This window comes from Rugamonas fusca (assembly GCF_014042365.1).
Classification (GTDB): Bacteria; Pseudomonadota; Gammaproteobacteria; order Burkholderiales; family Burkholderiaceae_D; genus Rugamonas; species Rugamonas fusca.
In genome coordinates this window covers 171,891-193,974 of record NZ_JACEZS010000010.1, presented here as the reverse complement: position 1 = coordinate 193,974, position 22,084 = coordinate 171,891, and the positions used below count along the sequence as shown (strand labels likewise).

Sequence of the window (22,084 nt, the reverse complement as noted above, 5' to 3'; positions counted from 1 at the left end):
TGCACAGGCCGGGGTGAGGACCGAGGGGAATCGGCGCCGTGTCCGCTGGCTCAGGCTGCTGGCGTTTCCGTCGTGGCGGTGGCGTTCACTGCGGCGACCACGGGCTTCTTGGCTTCGGCGGCCGCTTTCACGGAAGCGACGGTCGGAAAGCTGATGGCGGCCTTGGCGGCTGGCTTGGCGGCGGGTTTGGCCTTGGCGGCTGGCTTGGCCTTGGCCGCTGGCTTGGCCGCGGCTTTCGCTGCAGGCTTGGCGGCGGCTTTGGCGGCAGGCTTGGCGGCGGCTTTCGGTGCGGCCTTGGCGGCAGTCTTGGCAGCTGGCTTAGCGGCGGCCTTGGCGGCTGGCGCAGCTTTCGCAGCAGGCTTCTTGGCAGCGGCCGCTTTCGGCTCGGCCTTGGCGGCTGGCAGCTTCTTGCCGGTCAGCTGTTCAACGGCCTTGCTCAGGTGTTCCACGCGCTTGCTCAGGGTTTGCACGTCCTTGCTGGTGGGCACACCGATCGAGCTCAGGGCGCGGGCCACGCGCTCTTCGAACACTTGCTCCAGCTTGTCCCACGAACCGGCCGCTTGCTTGCCCATGCCATCGGCCAGGCCGCTGACGGTGTCGCGCACGTCCGATACTTTTTCTTCGGCCAGGCTGCGGGTACGCTTTTGCAGCTCGGTACCTTCCTTGACCAGCTTGGCGAACACACGGCCACCTTCTTCCTGGGCCTTGGCGAAAGCGCCCAGGCCGGCTTGCCAGATTTGCTGAGCCGAATTACGCACGGCGTTAGCCAGTTGTTTGTCGTCGTCTTTTGCCAGAGTCTTCAGTTTCTTTACCATGGTGCGCTCCTGTTTGTTTTTCATTGATTCGGATTTACATAATTTCATTTTAGACAGCAAAACTAGAGACGTGATTCTAATGCGATAGAGCTGCCGTTCTAATGTGTCTCGCCCTTAAAACACGGCACTTGCCAATCATAAGCGGGCCTGTAATGATGCGTCAGCGGATTACCAAAAACACAAAAGGAGAAGTCGAATGCAGTATTTTGTTACAGGGGCAACTGGATTCATCGGCAAACGGTTGGTCAAGAAGCTGCTGGCGCGCAAAGGCAGTGTCGTGCATATCCTGATGCGCGAAAGCAGCCGCGACAAGCTGCCCGCCCTGCTCGAATATTGGGGCACCACCAAGACCCGTGTCATTCCAGTATATGGTGATCTGCGCAAACCGAAGCTGGGCGTTTCCAAGGATGAAATCAAGAACCTGACGAAAAAAATCGATCATTTCTATCATCTGGCAGCGATCTACGACATGGCGGCCGATCCCGAGGAGGAACTGGCCACCAACATCGGCGGCACCCGCAACACGGTCGAGTTCGCCAACGCGATCCAGGCCGGCACCTTCCACCACGTCAGCTCGATCGCGGCCGCCGGCATGTTCGAAGGCATCTTCCGCGAAGACATGTTCGACGAGGCGGAAGGCCTGGACCACCCGTATTTTGCTTCCAAGCACGAATCGGAAAAAATCGTGCGCCAGGAATGCAAGACCCCGTGGCGCGTGTACCGCCCCGGCATGGTGGTGGGCGACTCCAGGACGGGCGAGATGGACAAGATCGACGGCCCCTACTACTTCTTCAAGCTGATCCAGCGCATCCGCCAGCTGCTGCCCCCCTGGATGCCCACCATCGGCATCGAAGGCGGCCGCATCAACATCGTCCCGGTCGACTACGTGGTCAACGCGATGGACCACATCTCCCACCTGCCCAAGCTGGACGGCCGTGCTTTCCACCTGACCGACCCCGACCCGATGCGCGTGGGCGAAGTGCTCAACACCCTGTGCCGCGCGGCCCACGCGCCCACCATGAGCCTGCGCATCAACGCCGCCCTGTTCGGCTTCATCCCCAAATCGATCCGCAAGGGCGTGTTCGCGCTGACGCCGGTGCGCCGCGTGCGCGATGCCATCATGAAGGACCTGGGCTTGCCGGACGATTTGATGCGTTTCGTCAACTACCCCACCCGCTTCGACAACCGCGACGCAGCCGCCGCGCTCAAGGGCAGCGGCATCAGTTGCCCGCCGCTGGACAGCTACGCGGCCAAGATCTGGGATTACTGGGAGCGCAACCTGGACCCGGCCCTGAAGATCGACCACACCCTGCGCGGCCAGGTGGCCGGCAAGGTGGTACTGGTGACGGGCGGCTCGTCGGGCATCGGCCTGGCCGCCGCCCACAAGCTGGCCGAAGCGGGCGCCATCACCATCATTTGCGGGCGCGACCTGGACAAGCTGGCCGAAGCCAAGGCCGAAGTGGAAGCGCGCGGCCATCAGCTGATCACCTATCAGGCCGACGTGGCCGACATGGCCGATTGCGACCGCTTCGTGCAGGTGCTGCTCGAAAACCACGGCGGCGTGGACGTACTGGTCAACAACGCCGGCCGCTCCATCCGGCGCGCCATCGAATCGAGCTTCGACCGCTTCCACGACTTCGAACGCACCATGCAGCTCAACTACTTCGGCTGCCTGCGCCTGACCATGGGCTTGCTGCCGTCGATGATCGCCAACAAGCGCGGCCACATCATCAACATCTCCTCGATTGGCACGCTGACCAACGCCCCGCGCTTCTCGGCCTACGTGGCCTCCAAGGCGGCGCTGGAAGCGTGGACCCGCTGCGCCTCGTCCGAGCTGTCGGACGTGGGCATCAAGTTCACCACCATCAACATGCCGCTGGTACGCACGCCGATGATCGCGCCGACCAAGATCTACCAGAACGTGCCGACGCTGTCGCCGGAGGAAGCGGCCGACATGATCGGCCAGGCCATCGTCTACAAGCCGGTGCGCATCGCCACCCGGGTCGGCATCTTCGGCCAGGTGCTGCACGCGCTGATGCCGCGCGTGGCGCAGATCGTGCTCAACACGACCTTCCGCATGTTCCCCGACTCCGACGCAGCCAAGGGCGGCGACGGCAAGAAGGCACCGCAACTGTCGTCCGAGCAGATCGCCATGCAGCAGCTGCTGCGCGGGGTGCACTTCTAAGCTGACACGGGCTCAGCCTGATGACGCCGGCACCAGCGATGGGCCGGCGTTTTTTTGTCTGCGCGCGATATTGATCAAGGCCGCAAGGGCGCGAGATACACCGTGCTATCATCGGCAAGTGAACAGCAAGCACCGTAAGACACTGGCGGCCATTTTCGCTGATCCAGTCAACGGCAACATCGAATGGGCACGCATAGAGTCCCTGTTGAGCGCGCTTGATTGTCGCGTCGTTGAGGGGCCTGGTTCCTCAGTGACGTTTGAATGGCAAGGACGGCGGGCAACGTTCCATCGACCTCATCCCGGCAAAGAGGCACTGCGTTATCGCGTCCTCGCAATCCGCGAACTGCTTACACGCATGGGTATCAAATCATGAGCAACACAATGACTTACCGCGGTTATACCGCGAGCTTAACCCTCGATCCCGAAGACAAGGTTATCGTCGGCCGTGTTGACGATGTAGATGACATCATCATGTTCCACGCTGAAAACATGGTCGAATTCGAAGCGAACTTTCACCAAATCGTAGACGACTATATCGTCGCTTGCCAGGCATTGGGTGGTATGCCCGAAGTACCTGCCAGAAGCAAGCTCGCGTTACCGTAATAGGGCCGACGGTCTCGCTCCCGGCTGGCGCGAGTCCCTTCGACAGGAGCCCGCACGGCCTGTGCAGGTCCCCCCCTCTATCATCCTTACAGACTAGCCCGCAACTCCACCCCGATCCGGCGCGGCTCCGACACCGTCGCAAACGGCGTGCCCATGATGCCGGCCGAGGTGTTGTCGATGCGGTTCACATAGCGCTTGTCGAACACATTGTTGACGAACAGCGCCACGCCCCAGTTGCCGCTGTCCGCCTCCCAGCCCAAGCGCAGGTCGCTATGCTGGCGCGCCGCGCCCACCGTGAACGCGGGCGTGCGCAGGCAGGCCCCTTGCAGCGCGTCAGCGTTGCAGCGCGTGGCGCCCGTGTAGGCGTGCTGCGCGCTCAGGTTGACCGTCCCGCCGAACGCATTTCGCCACGTGTAATCGACACCGGCAGCGGCCGACCACAATGGCGCGCCCACCGGCTGGTCGCTCAGGTCCACCCCGTCGCCGGTGACGAAATGCTGGTACTTCTGGTTGATGTACTCGGACGAGAACGTGAGCCGCAAGTCGCGCGTGGCCTGCCAGCGCGCTTCCGCATCCAGGCCCGTGGCCACCTGATTGCTGCTGCTGACCTGGTAGCTGGGGATGGCCGATCCCGTATTGCCGATCAGGCTGAGCGACTGCAAATTGGAGAACTTGTAGTGGAACAGCGAGGCATTGACCAGCAGATGCTGCTCGCGAAAATAGCTCTTGACGCCCGCCTCGTAATTCCAGATCGTCTCCGGCTCGTACTTGCCCGCCACGGCCAGCGCGTTGAAGCCGCCAGCCTGATAACCCTTGGTGACGGAGCCATACACCATCACGGCCGGGGTCAGCTTGTAGTCCAGCACGACGCGCGGGCTGACGTCGGTCCAGCCCTTGTGGGCGCTGACGGCCGCCGTGGCCGCCGACGGATTATTGAACTCGATGTTCTGCGTCAGCGCGCCCATCACCTGTTGCAGTTGATCCGGCGTCAGCGCGCCGGCCTGCACCAGGCCAGGGAAGAAGCCCTGCGCATTCAAGGCCGCCAGTGTGGCGTCCAGCCCCGGCGCGGCGCGGTTCGGGCTATACCACGAGAAGCGCTTGTCGTCGTGTGTCAACCGCACACCGGCCGTCAGATTCGTTTTCGGCGCGACGTGCCAGATGGTGTCGGCGAACAGCGCATACGCCTTGGACTGGCCGCGGTTAATCATGCTCTCCTGCCAGCTGTTGCCGAAGAACTTGGCCGGGATGCCGAACTGCTGCGCCGCGCCATCCAGCAGCGTGTAGACGGGCATGCCGGCCAGGTTGTTGAACACCGTGTCGAGCGTATCCGTGTTCATGTCGATCTGACTGGTCTGGTGCGCGTTCTCGTAGAAGAAGCTGGCGCCGCCCACCCAGTCCACCAGCGCCGTTTTGCCGGACAGCTTGAACTCCTGCTGCCAGCTGCCGTTGCTCTCATAGTTGATGGTGTCGAGGTGGGTGTTGATGCGGTTGGTGCCGTCGCTGTCCTCCAGGTTGCGCGACTTGAAGTGACGGTAGGCCGTGGTCGAGTTGAAGGTCCCCCAGCCGAACGGGCGCTCGACCCGCAGGGTCACCCCATCGAAATCGCGCGCCTCCGCGTTGCCGATGGCGTCGTTGTAGACGGGCGCCGTGCGCGGGTCCAGGTACGCTTGCGGATTGACGGGCACAGTCGGCACGCCGGGCGCCGCCGGCAAAGCCACCAGGCCGATGGCGGGGCGCGCCTTCTGGTCCAGCTTCTCATGTTCCCACGACAGCAGCACCTTGGTCTGCTCCGGCGCGTTCCAGCGCAGCGTGGCGCGCGTGCCCCAGTCGCTGTTGCCGTTCAGGTGTTCGCCCGTGGCCGCGTCGCGCAGCCAGCCCTTGCTGTACTGGTCCACCACAGTCACGCGCAGCGCCATCGACTCGTTCAGCGGCACGTTGAGCAGGCCATCCATGTAGGCGAGGCCGTGGTTGCCCGCGCGCAGATGCACCTCGCCCGCGCGCTCCTGCGACGGTTCGCGCGTGATGACGGAAATGGCGCCGCCCGCGCTGTTACGGCCGAACAGCGTACCCTGTGGCCCTTTCAGCACTTCGACCCGCTGCGTATCGTTGAAGTTCATCAGCGCGCCGCCCGTCTTGCCCGTGTAGACGCCATCCACGTACACGCCCACCGGCGAATCGGTGCCGATGCCAAAGTCGCTGGTGCCGATGCCGCGCATTGCGTACTTGGGCTGGGTCGGTTGTTCGGCATCGACGGCCAGGCCGGGGATGTAGCCATTCATGGCCGACAGATTGGGCGCGGCCAGCTTGCCGATCTGGTCGGCGCTGATCAGCTGCATGGCGATCGGCACGGCCTGCGCGGCCTGGGTACGGCTTTGCGCCGTGATGGTGACGATGCCGATGGCGGCGTCCTCGCCCTGCCCTGCCTGCGCGACTGGCTGCGCGTCAGCCGCCACCGCCGCCACCGCCGGCTCCAGCAAGGCGCCGGCGGCGAACGCGCCGCCCAGCAGCGCGCGCCAGATGGCCAGCGCCAGCGGACGTGCGCGCGCGGCGGAGGATGGGGAACGGGCGGCTGCCCAAGGGTCTCGAATCTGCATACACTGGTCTCCTTTGTTGTCATTGTTTTCGTGTTCGCCGCTCTTGGTCGCTGGCGGCTGCTAATTGGCTGCCAAGTCCCGGTTGTCGTTACAGCGCCGCCGTCAACACCGGCCAGCGCGCGGCTACCTTGTCGCCGCGCAGCGCCAGCAGGTCGCCGAACTGCAGCAGCACGGCCTCGCTCTGGAGCGGACGCAGGAACACGAAATCGTCCACTTCCAGCGGCACCCTGGCCGAACCGTTCAAGCCCTGCTGGTTGGAGCTCACGTAGGCGAAAAGTGGATGCAGCCCCGGCGGCGCCTCAGGCTCGGCCAGCCAGTTGCCGCTGTAGATGAAATAGGTCTGCGCCATGTTCGGATTCCACCCTTCCAGCAATGGCGCCGTCCATTCGAGCGACGGCAGCCGTGTGTGCGCCAGCCGCTTGAGCACGGGCGTGGCGATGAAGGCCGACGGTTCGAATTCGGCCAATGTCGGCAAGTCGTAATGACTGGGCTTCATCAGGCAGGTGCCGGCCGAAATGTCGTTCAGCAGCGCATCGCCTTCGTAGAGACGGAAGGTGGGACTGCCCGCGCCGTTCAGGCACAAGGGCCTGGCCGCCATGGCCGGCTGGCTGGCCTTGAGCAGGTCGATAAAGCCCTGGTAGCGCGCCCGCACCTTGGGAAATTCGCGCTTGGCCAGAAAATCGGGAAGCCCCATCAAATGCGCGTCGTAACCCATGAAGCCGGCGAACTCGAGGTGCTGCGGATCGGCCGCGATGGTGGCCAGCGCCTGCGCCATCGCGCCATGGTCGTCGAAGCCGCCCCGGTGCAGGCCCACGTCCAGCTCGAAATTGATGCGCATCTTGACGCCCAGTTCATGCGCCAGTTGCTGGTACTGGGCCAGCCGCGCGTTGGTGTCGATCAGCCATTGCAGCTGGCGTTCGGGCTTGAACGCGCCCTGCAGGTCGGCGTAGAAATGGCGCACGGCGTCTACCGGCATCGGCTTGCCGAGCAGGATATCGGCGTCCGGCCGCAGGGCCGCCATCGCGTTCAGGAACGGCCGGTGGAACACCATGAAGGCGTTGGTGCCGGCCGCCTTGGCCACGTAGTCGATCAGCCCCGGACTGGGGATGGACTTGACGACGATGCGGTAGGTCTTGGCCGGCGCCACGGCGGCCGACTGGCGCACGCGGGCGATGTTGCGGTCCAGCCGGTCCATGTCGATCACCAGCACGGGGCGGTCGATGCGCTGGGTGCGCAGCGTGCGGTTCATGGCGGCGAAATAGGCCGGATACGGCCCGCCTTCGTCGTGCGGCCGGGCGATGGCGGCGGCGGCGACGGCGGCGGCGCCACCGGCCGCCAGGAAGGTGCGGCGTGTGACCATGTCAGGCTCCGAAGATGTGTTTCAGGTGGGGGTTGAGCATGCGGCCCTGCGGATCGAGGCTGCGCCGCACTTCGTGGAAGTCCTTCCAGTGGCGCGGATAGAGCGCCGCCAGCCGCGCCGCATCCAGCGTGTGGATCTTGCCCCAGTGCGGGCGGCCGCCGTACCTCCAGAAAATCGGCTCGATCTCGGCGAAGTAGGCGCGGTGGTCGGTGTCGCCGTACTGGTGCACGGAGATAGAGCAACCGTCGCGGCCTTCGAACATCGAGAGCCAGATGTCGTCCCCCTTCACGTAGCGGTATTCGAGCGGGAACGCGATCGGCAGGCGCCGCTCGCGGATGGTGCGCAGGATCTCGCGCACGCAGGCCGGCCCCGCCTCGGCCGGCAGCGTGTACTCCATCTCGCGAAAGCGCACCACGCGCACGTGCGGGAACACGTCGTATGACTGGCCCACGCGCACCTGGGAACCCTCGCCCGCCATGAAGGTGGTGAGCAGCTGGTCGTAGGCCGCCTCGCCCATGCCCGGCATCCAGCCCACGGCCTGCCACAGCGTGCGCAGCGACTTGACGGCCTGCGGGTCGTCCTCGCCGGCCGGCTTGTCGTCTGGTCCCGCCTCGTCGGTGGCGATGGTCACGCACAGCGAGGAATGGGGCAGCGGCATGAACTCGAAATTGCGGTGCATGGCGCAGCGCTTGGCGATTTCGGCCAGCACGTCTTCCGTGGTTTCGATGCGCGTGGTCTCGACCAGCCGGAACGGCGCCACGTTCTGCAAAGTCATGCGGGAGATGATGCCGAGCGCGCCGACCGAAGTGCGCGCCGCATGGAACACTTCCGCGTTGCGGTCGGCCGAGCAGTCGATCAACTGGCCCGACGGCGTGGCCAGCGTCAGCGCCGTCACGCACGAGGACATGGAACCGAAGCGCTGGCCCGTGCCGTGCACGGAATTGACGATGGCGCCGCCCATGGCCGGGTAATCCATGTCCGGCATGTTGGGCACCGACTGGCCCACGCCGTGCAGCATGGGCCCCAGTGCATGCATGCGGGTGCCGGCCAGGATTTCGGCGCGCAGCGTGGCCGGGTCGTGCGACACCAGGCCGCTCAGCAAATCGGTGGCCACCAGCGTGCCATCGGTCGGCACTACGGCGCTGAACGAATGGCTGGCGCCCACGGCGCGCACCACGCCCTTGGCGCGGGCCAGCACATCGACCAGCTCAGACTCGCTGGCCGGCGCCGCGCGCCAGGCCGGCGTGCAGCTCTGGTTGCCGGACCAGTTCATCCACGGCAGGGCCTTGCCGGGCACGAAGTCGACGGGACTTTGCGGCACGGCCTCGCTGCGGCCACAACCGGCCAGCAGACCCGTCGCCGCCACACCGGCACCGGCAGCAGCCGCCTGCAGGAAGGTACGGCGCTTCATTTGGCCGCTCCCTGCGCGCTGCCGCCGCTGGCTGCGGCCGATGGCGCCAGCCTGGCCATGAACCGGATCAGGGCGCGGAAGTCATCCTCGGTGCAGGCGCTGCAATAGCCCAGCGGTGGCATGCCGCCCGTGCCCTGCACGGCGTTGACCAGCATGGCCGACTCGCCCTTGGCCGCGTAGGGTTTCCACGCTTGCGCATCGCCGGCCTGCGGCGCGTCGACACCGGCGCGCGCGTGGCATTGCAGGCAGTTGTTGGCCAGCAGCTGGGACTGGCGCGCACTCAGCCCCGCCGCGTCCGCGTGGCCCAGCAGGCAGGCCAGCGACGCCGCGGCGCAAGCCAGCGCCTTGATTGACTTTCGTTTCCGCATCGGTGCTCTCAACATCAAAATTGGACAGTCGTCCAATATTCACATTGATTAAAACCGCTGTCAACAAAACTGTTGTCAAATTAACTCAGTCGAAAATCAGGCGGGCACGCCGGGCGGCGTGACGCCGCGCGCCAGCAGCAGCCCCAGCAGCAGGCGGAACAGCGGCAGCTTGATGTCGGCCACGGGGCTGACCACGCCCGTGGACACCTGGGTGAATTCAAGCTGGCGGATGGTGGCCAGCAGCACGGCGCTGTCCACTTCCGGTGCGCGGCTGCCCAGTTGGGCGAACACGCGGGCGGCCAGTTGCACCAAGCCCTTGCTGTGCTGGTCCACTTTCTGGCGCAAGGTGGGCGACAGGTTCCACGCAAACAGGAAACTGCACTCGACGGCCAGGTCCGTGCGGTGCGCGCGTACGCCAGCGTGGATGTAGGCGGCCAGCGTATCGGCCATGGTGTCGGCGATGGCTGTCAGCACCTGCGGCGTCAGCTTGGCGGGCAACTGCCCCATCTGCTGGTCGACCGTGGCCACCAGTTCCGTGCGGCGCCGCTCCGTGTGGGCGTGGTAGGCATCGAACGCCGCCTCCAGCAAGTCCTCGAGCGAACCGAAGTGATAGCTGGTGAGCGACAGCCGCACCTCGGCCCTGGCGGCGATGGCGCGATGGCTCACGCCCGACAGGCCATGGGCGGCAATGATTTCCAGCGTGGCGCGCAGGATCTGCTCGCGCGTGCGCTCGCCCCGGTCGGAGGCGCCGCCCGCACGCGCCGCGCGCGCACGCGGTGGCTTCGCTGTCGCCGCGGGCGCGGACACGGCTGGCTGGGGAGCGGGAACGGCTTTCGTCATGATCGTCGGTCGGGTGCGTGGCGACAGTTGGAGCAAGGCCCGCCAGTATAAATGCCAGTCCGGGGTCAGTGCCAACAAACCTGCACGAGCCCCTGTATGATAGTTGGCACTGACCCCAACTTTTCCATCGCATGAAGAACTATCTCACCGCCAGCACCTACATCGATTTCGACCATCCGGACGTGGCCGCCAGGGCCGCCGCGCTGGCCGAGGGCGCCGCGACAGCGCTGGAGGTGGCGCGCAACTGCTTCGGGTTCGTGCGCGACGAGATCCGGCACAGCGCGGACTACAAGCTCAACCCCGTCACCTGCAAGGCGTCCGACGTGCTGCGCCACGGCACCGGCTATTGCTACGCCAAGAGCCACCTGCTGGCCGCCCTGCTGCGCGCCAACGGTATCCCGGCCGGGCTGTGCTACCAGCGCCTGTCCGTGGGCACCGATGGCGCACCGTATTGCCTGCACGGCTTGAACGCGGTCCACCTGCCCCAGTTCGGCTGGTATCGCATCGATGCGCGCGGCAACAAGCCCGGCGTGGCCGCCCAGTTCTCGCCGCCCACGGAAGCGCTGGCGTTCGCCGTGCGCCCGCCCATGGAGCGCGATCTGCCGGAGATCTGGGCCGAACCACTGCCCGTCGTCATCGACGCACTGGAAACCTACACCACCTACGACCAGGTGCTGGCCAACCTGCCGGACGTTGTCCTGCTCGCCTGATTCCCCTCCCAGCAACGCCCCGTCCAGGACAGGATGGGGGACCACCACTGCCCGCCGTGCGCGGGCGTTGCGTTGCCGGCGCTGCCACCACAATTCAACTTGCGCCAACAAATGTGGTTCTGCAATACTTAACATCCTGGCAGCGTCCACCGGGTGTTCCCGCACGACCCTCCCTAACCCTGAAGAAAAGCACCTCCCCATGACTATCTCCAAGCGTCTTATCCTGACTCTGTCGGCGGCCCTGCTGGCCCTGATCTTTGTAGGCGCCAATGGACTGTGGCAGCTCTCGGCCGCACAGCAACGGCTGGACATGGTCCAGGCCCGCCTGATCCCCAGCATCGAAGGCTTGAACAGCGCCAAGGGCGCGCTGGCCGACAGCCGCCTGGCCGGCTACCGCCTGTCCGTGTTCTCCAACCTGGACGACAAGTCGGCGCTCGACAAGGCCTACAACGAGGCCCACGCCAAGTTCGACGAGGTGATCGCCACCTACGAGAAAGAGCACATCTACGACGACGCCGACCGCAAGCTGCTGGAGGCGGACAAGGCCAACATGGCGGCCTACCGCCAGGCGCTGGTGCCGTTCCTGGCCGCCTCGCACGCCGGCGACATGGATGGCGTGCGCGCCACGCTGCTGGCCGGCACGCCGCTGGCCGTGTCGGCGGCCGGCGTCAAGAAGGGACTGGACGAGCATATCGCTTTCAACAAGCAACTGATCGAGGAAGTGCGCCACAGCAGCGACGCCGCCTACAGTTCGGCCGTGCGCCTGCTGGTGGCGGTGACGCTGGCCGGCCTGCTGGTGACGGCCGTGCTGGCCCTGCAGCTGTACCGCATCATCCACGCCAGCCTGGGCAACATCCGCGGCACGCTGGAACAGGTCAGCCAGTCGCTGGACTTGACGCACCAGGTGGAAATCGCGCGCATGGATGAAATCGGCCACACGGCCCAGGCCTTCAACCGCCTGCTGCGCCAGATCGCCGGCGTGGTGGGCACGGCCCGCAACTCGGCCGACGCGGTGCAGCTGGCCTCGCAGCAGATCGCCGAAGGCACGGCCGACCTGGCCTCGCGCACGGCCCAGCAAGCGGCCGCGCTGGAGGAGACGGCCTCGTGCATGGACCAGCTGCGCGCCACCGTCAGCCAGAACGCCGACAACGCGCGCCAGGCCAACCAGCTGGCCCAGTCGGCCTCGCAGGTGGCGGCCGATGGCGGCGGCGTGGTGGACCAGGTGATCCAGACCATGGGTTCGATCAACGCATCGTCGCGCAAGATCGTCGACATCATCAGCGTGATCGACGGCATCGCCTTCCAGACCAACATCCTGGCCCTGAACGCGGCCGTGGAAGCGGCCCGCGCCGGCGAGCAGGGCCGCGGCTTCGCCGTGGTGGCGGGCGAGGTGCGCAGCCTGGCCCAGCGCTCGGCGGCGGCGGCCAAGGAGATCAAGGTGCTGATCGACGATTCCGTGGAAAAAGTCGACAGCGGCACCCGCCTGGTGGAACAGGCCGGCACCACCATGGGCCACGTGGTGACGAGCGTGCGGCAAGTGTCGGACATCGTGGCCGAAATCAGCTCGGCCACGGCAGAGCAGAATTCCGGCATCACGCAGGTGCACGAGGCGGTGGCGCAGATGGACCAGGGCACGCAGCAGAACGCGGCGCTGGTGGAGCAGACAGCGGCCGCCTCGCAGAACATGCAGGACCAGGCCAGCGACCTGGCGCAGGCGGTGAGCGCGTTCACCATCGACACGGCGCGCGCGCCGGCCGCGCCACGGCGCGCCGCACCGGCCGTGCCGGGCACCACCTCGGCACTCGTCGCCACGCCAACGCCAACGCCGGCAGCCGCCCAGCGCGCGGCCGCGCGCCAGCCCGCCAAGGCCACCGCTGCCAGCGAGTGGGAAGAGTTCTGACCCTGTGCGCCACGTTGGAGATGTTGACAACACCCTAGGCAGTTGCTAGCCTCTCCAACATGAAGGCCACGCTGCTCGCACGGACCCGCATCGTCCTGTCCGCCGACCGGTTTGCAGAACTGGTGCTATGGCGCCTGCCAGTACCCATGCCAGGCTCCCGGCATTGCTTCCAGTACCGGCTGGCCTACATCGTTAGGGGAGAATGCGTGCTACGTTACGACAATGAATCCGGCAAGGGCGACCACCGGCACTGGCGTGGCAAGCAGTTTCAATATGCATTCAGCAGCCCGGAACAACTGGTCGCCGACTTTCAGCAAGATATTGTGAGGTGGAACGATGAAGACCGTCGTTCTTGATGTGCGCTCCGCGCCAGACGCCATGTCCGACTTCACTGCCGCCTGGAATACAGGCAAGCCGCAGGACGGCGCCCGCATCAGCTTCGCCACACCGGAACTGCTTTGGCAAGTATTGACCGCCAAGCGCTGGCACTTGCTGAAGCTCTTGTGTGGTGCCGGCGAAATCTCCATCCGCGAGGCAGCGCGCCGGGCTGGACGCGACGTCAAGGCCGTACACGGGGACGTCACTACCCTGCTGCACGCGGGCGTGCTGGAACATGCCCCGGGCGGCGGCATCGTCTTCCCTTATGACGCCGTCAAAGTGGAGTTCCTCCTGCAAGCGGCATAGCGCCGGCCCCGCCGACCGCGCTCAGCCGCTGATCACGGCGCTGGGGCCGTACAGCTGGGCGTGCAGGCGGAAGCCTTCGCGGATATTCTCGCGCAGCACGGCGCCCTTCCACGGCTTGGTGTAGAAGCGGTCGATGGCGCCATGGTTGATGGCGGCCATGATGGGCGTCAAATCCGCATAGGCCGACAGCATGATGCGAAACGTGTCCGGCGCCAGGTTCTTGACCCGCTCCATGAATTCCGTCCCGCTCATCAGCGGCATGCACTGGTCGCACAGGATCACCTGCACCCGGTGCCGCGCCAGCAGGTCGAAGCCCTCGGCCGCCGTTTGCGCCGTCAGGATGCGGTAGCCATCCTGGGCCAGGAAGTCGGTCAGCACGTCCAGCATGAACGCGTCGTCGTCCACGATGAGCAGGGTCTGCTGCTCGAGCACCGTCTCGTCGGCCGGCGTCTGCAGGGATTTTCCTTCGCTTAGCATGTGCTCGAACTCCTCTTCCGGCAAGGGCCGGCTGAAATAGTAGCCCTGCATTTCATCGCAGCCGTGGCGGCGCAGGTAGGCCAGCTGCGCATCCTTCTCCACGCCCTCGGCGATCACTTCCAGCTTCATGCTGTGCGCCATCTTGATGATGGCCAGCACGATGGCCGCGTCGTCGGGATTGCTGGTCACCTCGCGCACGAAGGCGATGTCGATCTTGAGCTTGTCGATCGGGAAGCGCTTCAGGTAGGCCAGGCTGGAGTAACCGGTGCCGAAATCGTCAATCGAGATCTGGATGCCCAGCGCCTTGAGGTTTTGCAGCACGGTGATGGTGTCCTCGGCGTTCGACATCAGCGAGCTTTCCGTCAACTCCAGCTCCAGCAGCTCGGGCGCGATGTCGTGCTGCTTGATCACCTTCATCACCTCCTCCTCCAGCCCGCCGACGAAGAACTGGATGCCCGACACGTTGACCGACAGGTGCACGGGGCCGATATTGCTGCGGCTCCACTGGGCGATCTTGCGGCAAGCCTCGTTGAGCACCCAGCTGCCGACCCGCACGATCAGGCCCGTCTCCTCCAGGATCGGGATGAACAGGGCCGGCGACACCATGCCATGGCCGGGACGGCGCCAGCGGATCAAGGCTTCGGCGCCGCTGATGCGGCCCGAACTGATGTCCACCTTGGGCTGGAAGTACAGCACGAACTCGTCGTTCTCGATGGCCCGGCGCAGCGCGTTCTCCAGGTCCAGGCGCGCCAGCGATTGGGCGTTCATCTCGGCCGTGAAGAAGCGGAACGCGTCCCGTCCCGCTTCCTTGGCGCGGTACATGGCCGTGTCGGCGTACTGGATCAGGGTGTCGGCGTCCGCGCCATCGTCGGGGAACACGGAGATGCCGATGCTGGCCGTGACGGTCACCTCATGCCCTTTCAGGTCGAACGGCTGGCGCAAGGCTTCGCGGATCTTGTCGACCACGGCGATGGCGTTCTGCGCCCCTTCGGGCAGCATCAGGATGGCCGCGAACTCGTCGCCGCCGAAACGGCCGATGGTGTCGCGCACGCGCAGGCAATCGACCAGGCGGCTCGAGAACTGGCGCAGCAGCTCGTCGCCGATAGTGTGGCCCAGCGTATCGTTGACGTTCTTGAAGCGGTCCACGTCCAGGAACAGCACGGCCAGCGCCCACTTGTGCTCACCGGCCTGGTGCAGCGAATGGGTCAGCGATTCATAGAACTGGCTGCGGTTGGGCAGGCCCGTGAGCGTGTCGAAATGGGCCAGCTTGAGCAGGCGCTGCTCGGCCTCCTTGCGCTCCGTGATGTCGCGCGCCACGGCCACCAGGATCCAGCTCTGGCCCGAGCGCAGCGTGCGGCGCTGCACTTCCACCGACAGCAGCGAGCCGTCGCGGCGCGTGAGCAGCAGTTCCGTCATGGCCCCGCTCTGGTCGCCGGCCAGCAGCTTGTCGTACAGGTCCACCAGCCGGCTCAAGTCGCCCGTGGCCTGCTTGTCCGGCCCCACTTCCAGGAAATCCTCGCGCTTGTAGCCGAGCATGCGGCAAGCCGTCACGTTCACGTCCACGAAGCACATGCCGGCCCGGTCCACCAGGAAGATGGCGTCGGCCGTGGCGTCCATGGCCAGCCGGAAGCGGCGCAAGTCCTCGTCGAGCCGGATGCGGGCGTTCATGTCGGAGGTGAGCTGGGCGTGGTGGCGCTTGATCTGCTCGTACAGCAGCAGGTTTTCGTAAGCGACGGCGATCTGGGCCGCCACGGTGGCGGCCACCCGCTCATCGACTTCGGAGAATTCGTCGGCACCAAGCTTGTCGACCAGGTACAGCCAGCCGTGGGTGCGCTCGCGCGACACGATGGGCACGCCGAGGAAGGAATGCACGGGCGGATGGCCGGCCGGCAAACCGATGCGGCCGGGATCGCCATCAACGTCGTTGATGCGCACCGGCAGCCGCTGTTCGAGCAAGCCGCGCAGCACGCCGGCACGCGGCGCGCCCGTCACCACGCGCACTTGCGGCCCCGTGCCGCAGGCGGCGAAATAGCTGAGCTCGGTTGCGCCATTGTCGAGCACGCCGATGCAGGCGTACTTGGACACGCAAATGTTCTGCGCCACCCGGCAGCCGATTTCCACCAGCGCCTGCGGGTCGCGCTCGGCGCCCAGTTCGATGCCCAGCTCGATCAGGGCCGTCAGGCGCAAGCTCACGGCCTGCAGGCTCGATAGCGAACTCGACAGGCGCGCCGTCATCAGCGACAGGTGTTCCGGCGCCTGCTCCTCGCCCTCGCCGTGGTTGGCCAGCTGCGTGATCTGCTGGCTGCTGGCCTCGAGCACGTCAAGGTACTCGGCCACCTTGTGGTCGATGCCATGGAAGCGGCCCTCGGAGGGCGGCTCGGGCGCGAACGCCGGCATGGTTTCCACTTCCGGCGCCATGCCCAGCGCCTCGTGCACGGTGCGCAGGATCACGTCCGGGTCGGACGGCTTGGGCAGCACCCAGCGCACGCCGCACGACTGGGCCACGGCCATCGCTTCGCGCTCGCGGTAGGTGGCCGTGTAGAAGATGATGGGCACGTCGGCCGTGGCCGGGTCGCTGTGCATGCGGGTGACGAATTCGTAGCCATCCATGTTGGGCATCAGGATGTCCGAGATCACCAGGTCCGGACGCTCGGCGTGCACCATCTTCAAGCCTTCGGCGCCGTTGGATGCCTCCAGCAGCCGGTGGCCGCCGTAGCCGAGCAAGGTCATCAGGAACTCACGGTTCAGCACGTGGTCGTCCACGATGAGGATGGTGGCGACGTCGCTTTTACCGGGGGCCGACGCCCCCGGCAAAAAAGACTCGATCTGGCTCACGAAAGTGTCGGGCTCGATCGGTTTGCCGATATAGCCGTCAAAGCCGGCCGCCAGCAGCTTTTCCCGGTCGCCCACCATGGCCAGCGCCGTCACGGCCAGCGCCGGAATCGCGCGCAGGGCCGGATCGCCCTTGAGCGCGGCCACCACGCCGTAGCCGTCCAGCTTGGGCAAGTGCACGTCACAGATGATCAGATCCGGCACCTCCTGTCGGGCCACCGCCACGCCGGCTTCGCCGTCGCTGGCCGTGAGCGGGGTGTAGCCGAAGGCGCGCAGCAGATACACCATCAGCTCCATGTTGGTGGGATTGTCTTCAATGATAAGGATGCGTGCCGACACGTTAGCGCTCCTGGTTGATCTTGTTGCCCGGCGGGCTCATCGTTGCACCGCCCTCAATCGAGCGGCAACACCAGCGTGAAGGTACTGCCCACGCCGTACTCGGTTTCAAATTCAATCTGTCCATGCAGCAGGCCGGCCAGCTTCTGGCTCAGGTGCAAGCCCAGGCCCGTGCCCTCGTGCGGCCGGGTGGCGCTCGCGTCGAGCTGGGCGAAGGCCTGGAACAGCCGCCCCTGCTGCTCGGGCGCGATGCCCGGTCCCGTGTCGCGCACGCTGATCTCGGCCCAGGCCGCGTCGCCGCGCGTGACCACGTCCAGCCCCACCCGCACCTCGCCGCGCACCGTGAACTTGATCGCGTTGTTAATCAGGTTCATCAGGATCTGCTGCAGCGCACGCCGGTCCGTCATCAGGCCCACGTCCGGCCGCGCGCACACGAACGTCAGGTCCAGCCCTTTTTGCTGGGCCGGCTGGCGAAACAGTTGCAGCACTTCCTCGATCAGGGCGCGGCACTGCAGTGGCAGGAAATTGAGCTCCACCTTGCCCGACTCGATCTTGGTCAGGTCCAGCAAATCGTTAATCAGCGACAGCAGGTGGCGCGCGCTGCCCTGGATGGTGCGCAACTGGCGTTCCTGCTCGGGATTGACGGGACCGGGCAGCTTCATCAGCATAGTACCCGTAAATCCGATGATCGCGTTGAGCGGGGTGCGCAATTCATGGGACATGCCGGCCAGGAAACGGTCCTTGGCCGCGTTGGCGTTGGCCAGTTCGATATTTTTCTCGTGCAAGGTGTGTTCGATATGGCGGCGCTCACTGCTGTCGCGGATGGCGCTCATGATCAGCATGCCCTCCTCCGTCTCGATCGGGCTCAGGCTGATTTCAACGGGGAATTCCTCGCCATCCTTGCGCAAGCCGAACAGGTCGCGCCCCGAACCCATGGGCCGCACCTGCGGCTCGGCGAAATAATCGCTGCGGTAGCCCACGTGCGCCCCGCGGAAACGGGGTGGCATCAATTCCTCGAGCAAGGTGCCGCGCAATTCGCCGCGGCTGTAGCCGAACAGGGTCTCGGCCTGGCGGTTGGCCAGCACCACGCGGCCGCTGGCGTTGGCCATGATGATGGCGTCGGGCATGGATTCGAGCAAGCCGCCAAAGCGCGCCTCGACCAGCTTGGCGTCGCGCTGGATCTTGAGGTGGGTGACGTCCTTCTTGCTCCACAAAATGTACTGGACGGCGCCATCGTCACCACGGATGGCCTTGCTGGAACTGTCGATATAGACCAGGGTGCCATCCTTGGCCCGGCGCACGGTCTCGTAGGTGGCCGCGCCGTTCGCCAGGGTCTGCTGCAGGATGGCCATGTCCTCGCCGTCGCGCTCGGCCGGCGCGATCAGTTCGTGCAGCAGGTGGCCCAGCGCCTCCTGCGCGCTGTAGCCAAACACGGCCTGCGCCCCCGGCGTCCAGCACAATACCTCCCCCGCGGGCGAGGTCAGGACCACCGCGTCCGGCGTTTCGTTCAGGATCAAGGTACCGAAATCTGTTGCCATCGTCGCGCCTCGGAGGGGAGCACATCGCGGCCTGCGACGGCCATGGCGGCCTGTGGACGGGATGCCGCGCTGCTTAGGAGTAACCATACAGCAACGTGCACGCGAAAATCTCACAGAAAGTCACGCACCGGCCGGTTAGCCTGGCCAGTCACCCCAACTGTGACTTTGCCTAGGCAACAACAACAGTCTATCGAAGCTGGCCGGGACTGTCCACGCGCCGCGCCGCAAGCGGAACGGCGGCGATTTCGGCCAGCACCTGGCGCAGGATGGCCGGATGGCGGCCCAGCGCCACGTGGCCGATGGCACCCACCGCCACATGGCGCGCGCCGGCCAGCTGGCTGGAGTCCTGCGGCGCAACAATGTTGTCGTGGTGAGAATAGATGGAAGTCATCATGTCACGTTGCGAATTTGCGTCAGCGGCGTCCAGCACGCGCAGCCAGCTGCTGCCGCGCCGCATCTGGGCCGCGTTGCGGCCCAGGCCCCAGCTGGCCAGCGCCGTGCCGTGATGGGGCGTGCCCAGCGTGATCACGCGCGCCACCCGGGCATGGCCATGGCGGCGCAGGTAGGCGCGCGCCACCAGCCCGCCCATGCTGTGGGCCACGATCACCACGCGCTGCGCGCCGGCCGCCGCGCACAATTGCGCGACGCTGGCGTGCACTTGCGCCACGTAGTGGTCGATGTCGGCGCCCAGCGGTTCCAGGTCCGGCGCCAGATGGCTGATGCCGGCCTGGCGCAGCCGGGCGCTCAACTGGGTCCAGTAGCCGCTGTTGCAGGCATAGCCGTGCAGCAGCAGCACCGGCGGCTGCGTCCCGCCGGCCACCACGTGGGGCGCCGTACCATGCAGCATGTGGAGGGAAGAAGCGGCCAGGGAGGCATGAAATTCATACAGCACGAGGCGCAGCCAGCCCAGCGGCGACAGTCTGAACGCGGGCGGCACGGCGCTGCCGGCGCGCCAGCTCAGGTAGAAGTTATGCAGCGAGATCAGCAGCCGCAGCGCCAGCACGGCGCCCACGCCGATGGCCAGCGCGGCCCACCAGTCCAGCCCCCACGCGCGCCGCGCGGCCAGCGCCACGCCCAGCGCGGCGGCGGCCTGCACCAGCAACAACACGATCAGGATACGTTTCAACATGCCCTCATCCTCGCCGCGATGGCGCCCGTGGTCGCGGCGCGCTACGCGCTCGCGCGCGGCGCCGGCTTGCCCGTCAGCTGCTGCGCCAGCGCGCTGGCCAGGCGTGCCGTGATGCCGTAGATCGACAATTGCGGATTGGCGCCGATCGAGGTCGGGAACAGCGAACCGTCATGCACCGACAGGTTGCTCACGCCATGGTAGCGGCCATCGGCGCCCACCACGCCCAGCCGCTCGTCGTCCGACAGCGTGCAGCCGCCCATCACGTGGGCCGACACCACCTTGGACTGCAAGACCTTGTACGGCAAGTTGTTGATGGCCTGTTTGGCCGCGTCCCAGGTGCTGTAGCTGTCGGCCATCTCGTGCACCGGCGTGACTTTTTTCGCGCCGGCCGCGAACTGGACTTCGGCCATGGTCAGCAGCGAACGGCGCACGCCGTCCCACAGGAAATCCGTAATCGGATAATCGAGCACGGGCGCGCCGTCGCTGTTGAGCATGACGGCGCCGCCCACGGATTCGGGATGGAAGCCGTCGCGCAGCAGCGCCAGCATGCCTTGCAGGTGCGGGAACTGGCGCATCATGTCGGCGTGGCGGGCGCCGAAGCCGGGCATGGTGGACGACAGCAGCAACGGATGCAGCGGCGGCGCTTCCAGCTTGTAGCCGACCGGGCCATCGATGGGTCCGGTGTGCAGGAAGTGGTCCGAATACACGGACTGCGGCGCGCCCGCGTAGCCATCGACGCGCTGCTCGAACAGGCCGGCCGAGATGATGGTCGGGTGCAAAAAGGTGCGCTTGCCCAGCAAGCCATGCGGATCGGGCGCGGCCGAGCGCATCAGCAGCGCCGGCGAGTTGATGGCGCCGCCGGCCAGCACGAAGTGCCTGGCGCGCAGCGTCACCTTGCGGCCGGTGGGCGCCAGGCCCGCCGCGTCCAGCGCCACGCAGTCGAGCCGGTCCACGCGCTCGCCCTTGAACTGGAAGCGTTCCGCGCGCAGCCGCGTGAGCAGCACGGCGCCGCGCTTGAGGGCCGACGGCAAGGTCGTCACCAGCATCGATTGCTTGGCGTTGGTGGGGCAGCCCATGCCGCAGTAACCGAGGTTCCAGCAACCGTTGACGTTGCGGTGGATGGTGGCCGTGGGAATGCCGAGCTTGGCCGCGCCCTGGCGCAGCAAGTCGTTGTTGGCGTTGGGCGGGGTCGCCCACTCGTGGATGCTGAGCCGCTCCTCCATCATGGCGAACCACGGCGCCAGCGCCTCAGGCGTGTAGCTCTTGAGGCCGAAGCGCTCGGTCCAGTAATTGAGCGTGCCCGGCGGGGTGCGGAAGCTGGTGGTCCAGTTGACGACGGTGGTGCCGCCCACCGTGCGGCCCTGCAGGATGTTGATGCCCTTGTCGCGCGTCTTGCGCGCGCCCGATTCCTGGTACAGCGTGGGATAGGCGTCCGACTCGCGCATCTTGAAGTCGCGCGAGGACTTGAGCGCGCCCTCCTCGACGATCAGCACCTTGAGGCCGGCCAGCGTCAGGATCTCGGCCGTGACGCCGCCGCCGGCGCCGCTGCCGACGATGACCACGTCCGCCTCCAGCGTGCGGTCGCCGTCCAGCTGGGCGCAATCGGTGACGTCCCAGCCGGCGGCCAGGCCAGCCTGGATGGGATCGGGAATCGGGCCCGTGGCGGGCGTGAGGGGGATATTCGTTTTGATCATTGCGACTTCCAGAAAGATGGCGGACGGTTCAGCTCAATTCCTTGATCGGGCCGGGATAGCCGATCGCATCCCAGTGCGCGGGATCGGAATACCAGGCACCGGCGATCAGGTCATGCAAGGCCTGGTAGGCCGTGACCAGCATGGCGATGCGGTGGTGCTGCCAGCTTTGCAGGAAAGCGTCGACCTGGGCCGTGGTGGCCTCGTTCCAGCTGGCCGGCACACCGGCCAGGAAGCGGCGCGCCGGTCCCAGCGATAGCAGGCCGAACAGGTCCTGCACTTCCTTCTGGGTGGCCAGCGGCAAGCCATGCACGGCGCCGGCCACGCGGTCCACCGTGTTGGCGATGGCGGCCGCGCGCGCGGCGGGCGCGGTGGGCAGCACCGGGCCCAGCATGGACGGGATAATCGCCGTCAGCACGGCGCGCGCGTTGTCATCCAGCGCGAACGCGTGCGGCTGGGCCGGACCGTGCACGACGCGGTACAGCGCGCCGCCAGCGGCCAGCGTCACCGCGCCGAGGATGCCGATCTTCAAAAACGATCTGCGGGAAGTGGTCATGGTCTCCATCCAGTTCTGGTTTTTTCATATGGCTTCTGGCCTATTTTTCTAGTGT

The 22,084-nt window shown here is 66.2% G+C and carries 18 protein-coding genes; 7 read left to right on the top strand and 11 right to left on the bottom strand.

Going from position 1 to position 22,084, the window contains the following annotated elements; all coding sequences use genetic code 11:
• Positions 1 to 50: 50 nt before the first annotated feature.
• Positions 51 to 815: a phasin family protein gene (locus H3H36_RS13645; protein WP_182218419.1), complete on the bottom strand. Its 765-nt coding sequence runs from the start codon at positions 813 to 815 to the stop codon at positions 51 to 53.
• A 196-nt stretch (positions 816 to 1,011) separates the two neighbouring features.
• On the opposite strand from H3H36_RS13645, the gene H3H36_RS13640 reads away from it, so the two are divergent.
• The 3 genes from H3H36_RS13640 to H3H36_RS13630 all read left to right on the top strand — a co-directional run bounded on the left by H3H36_RS13640 (position 1,012) and on the right by H3H36_RS13630 (position 3,603).
• Complete coding sequence (locus H3H36_RS13640) at positions 1,012 to 3,000, top strand: SDR family oxidoreductase (RefSeq protein ID WP_182218417.1); 1,989 nt, start codon at positions 1,012 to 1,014, stop codon at positions 2,998 to 3,000.
• A 118-nt stretch (positions 3,001 to 3,118) separates the two neighbouring features.
• Positions 3,119 to 3,373, top strand: coding sequence for a type II toxin-antitoxin system HicA family toxin (locus H3H36_RS27345; RefSeq protein ID WP_182218414.1), 255 nt, complete (start codon positions 3,119 to 3,121; stop codon positions 3,371 to 3,373).
• On the top strand, positions 3,370 to 3,603 hold the full coding sequence (locus H3H36_RS13630; RefSeq protein ID WP_182218412.1) for a toxin-antitoxin system HicB family antitoxin: 234 nt from the start codon (positions 3,370 to 3,372) through the stop codon (positions 3,601 to 3,603). The genes H3H36_RS27345 and H3H36_RS13630 overlap by 4 nt, the downstream gene beginning before the upstream one ends.
• A gap of 86 nt (positions 3,604 to 3,689) precedes the next feature.
• Here the strand turns inward: H3H36_RS13630 and H3H36_RS13625 are convergent, their stop codons facing one another.
• The 5 genes from H3H36_RS13625 to H3H36_RS13605 all read right to left on the bottom strand — a co-directional run bounded on the left by H3H36_RS13625 (position 3,690) and on the right by H3H36_RS13605 (position 10,176).
• Positions 3,690 to 6,197 (bottom strand): TonB-dependent receptor, encoded by a 2,508-nt coding sequence (locus tag H3H36_RS13625; RefSeq protein WP_182218409.1) that lies wholly within the window; start codon positions 6,195 to 6,197, stop codon positions 3,690 to 3,692.
• 88 nt (positions 6,198 to 6,285) lie between these two features.
• Complete coding sequence (locus tag H3H36_RS13620) at positions 6,286 to 7,557, bottom strand: alanine racemase (RefSeq protein WP_182218407.1); 1,272 nt, start codon at positions 7,555 to 7,557, stop codon at positions 6,286 to 6,288.
• Position 7,558: 1 nt separating this feature from the next.
• Complete coding sequence (locus H3H36_RS13615) at positions 7,559 to 8,968, bottom strand: D-arabinono-1,4-lactone oxidase (protein WP_182218405.1); 1,410 nt, start codon at positions 8,966 to 8,968, stop codon at positions 7,559 to 7,561.
• Entirely contained in the window at positions 8,965 to 9,336 is a 372-nt protein-coding gene (locus H3H36_RS13610) for a c-type cytochrome (RefSeq protein ID WP_182218403.1), read from the bottom strand. The genes H3H36_RS13615 and H3H36_RS13610 overlap by 4 nt, the downstream gene beginning before the upstream one ends.
• Positions 9,337 to 9,432: 96 nt before the next feature.
• Positions 9,433 to 10,176 (bottom strand): TetR/AcrR family transcriptional regulator, encoded by a 744-nt coding sequence (locus H3H36_RS13605; RefSeq protein WP_182218400.1) that lies wholly within the window; start codon positions 10,174 to 10,176, stop codon positions 9,433 to 9,435.
• A 131-nt stretch (positions 10,177 to 10,307) separates the two neighbouring features.
• Between H3H36_RS13605 and H3H36_RS13600 the strand changes: the two genes are divergently transcribed.
• The 4 genes from H3H36_RS13600 (at position 10,308) to H3H36_RS13585 (ending at position 13,470) form a co-directional block, all read left to right on the top strand.
• Entirely contained in the window at positions 10,308 to 10,886 is a 579-nt protein-coding gene (locus H3H36_RS13600; RefSeq protein WP_182218398.1) for a transglutaminase-like domain-containing protein, read from the top strand.
• Positions 10,887 to 11,085: 199 nt separating this feature from the next.
• Positions 11,086 to 12,786: a methyl-accepting chemotaxis protein gene (locus H3H36_RS13595; protein WP_182218396.1), complete on the top strand. Its 1,701-nt coding sequence runs from the start codon at positions 11,086 to 11,088 to the stop codon at positions 12,784 to 12,786.
• 59 nt (positions 12,787 to 12,845) lie between these two features.
• Positions 12,846 to 13,142, top strand: coding sequence for a toxin-antitoxin system TumE family protein (locus tag H3H36_RS13590; RefSeq protein WP_182218393.1), 297 nt, complete (start codon positions 12,846 to 12,848; stop codon positions 13,140 to 13,142).
• On the top strand, positions 13,123 to 13,470 hold the full coding sequence (locus H3H36_RS13585; RefSeq protein ID WP_182218391.1) for an HVO_A0114 family putative DNA-binding protein: 348 nt from the start codon (positions 13,123 to 13,125) through the stop codon (positions 13,468 to 13,470). The genes H3H36_RS13590 and H3H36_RS13585 overlap by 20 nt, the downstream gene beginning before the upstream one ends.
• Positions 13,471 to 13,491: 21 nt before the next feature.
• Here the strand turns inward: H3H36_RS13585 and H3H36_RS13580 are convergent, their stop codons facing one another.
• The 5 genes from H3H36_RS13580 to H3H36_RS13560 all read right to left on the bottom strand — a co-directional run bounded on the left by H3H36_RS13580 (position 13,492) and on the right by H3H36_RS13560 (position 22,029).
• Positions 13,492 to 17,118 (bottom strand): EAL domain-containing protein, encoded by a 3,627-nt coding sequence (locus H3H36_RS13580; protein ID WP_182218389.1) that lies wholly within the window; start codon positions 17,116 to 17,118, stop codon positions 13,492 to 13,494.
• A gap of 53 nt (positions 17,119 to 17,171) precedes the next feature.
• Positions 17,172 to 18,653, bottom strand: coding sequence for a PAS domain-containing sensor histidine kinase (locus H3H36_RS13575; RefSeq protein ID WP_182218387.1), 1,482 nt, complete (start codon positions 18,651 to 18,653; stop codon positions 17,172 to 17,174).
• A gap of 187 nt (positions 18,654 to 18,840) precedes the next feature.
• A complete protein-coding gene (locus H3H36_RS13570; RefSeq protein WP_182218385.1) occupies positions 18,841 to 19,782 on the bottom strand; it encodes an esterase/lipase family protein in 942 nt (313 codons plus the stop codon).
• A 41-nt stretch (positions 19,783 to 19,823) separates the two neighbouring features.
• The gene (locus H3H36_RS13565) at positions 19,824 to 21,476 is read right to left on the bottom strand and encodes a GMC family oxidoreductase (RefSeq protein WP_182218383.1); all 1,653 of its coding nucleotides are present in this window, start codon (positions 21,474 to 21,476) and stop codon (positions 19,824 to 19,826) included.
• 28 nt (positions 21,477 to 21,504) lie between these two features.
• Positions 21,505 to 22,029, bottom strand: coding sequence for a hypothetical protein (locus tag H3H36_RS13560; protein WP_182218381.1), 525 nt, complete (start codon positions 22,027 to 22,029; stop codon positions 21,505 to 21,507).
• Positions 22,030 to 22,084 lie beyond the last annotated feature (55 nt).